A 219-nucleotide genomic window follows, 5' to 3' on the forward strand; every position below is an offset into this window, starting at 1 on the left:
ACTTTAACGGCTGGTCTAACGATTGCTGAAATCGGTTCGCAGATGCCATATACTGGCGGCCTGTATGTCTATATCGAGAATCTTTACGGTCGCATCTGGGGCTTTTTAGCCGGCTGGATGCAGATTATCGTTTATGGTCCTGCAATCATTGCCTCTGTAGCAGGATTTATGAGTATTTTGATGGCTAATCTTTTCGGTCTCAGCTCCGCTTGGCGAATT

General features: G+C 46.1%; 1 protein-coding gene. It reads left to right on the forward strand.

Annotated features, from left to right (window positions below):
* On the forward strand, positions 1-219 hold a 219-nt coding region (locus tag LI126_RS15425), incomplete at both ends, for an amino acid permease (RefSeq protein ID WP_227165774.1).

The organism is Mediterraneibacter sp. 210702-DFI.5.30 (assembly GCF_020560115.1).
Classification (GTDB): domain Bacteria; phylum Bacillota; class Clostridia; order Lachnospirales; family Lachnospiraceae; genus Mediterraneibacter; species Mediterraneibacter faecis.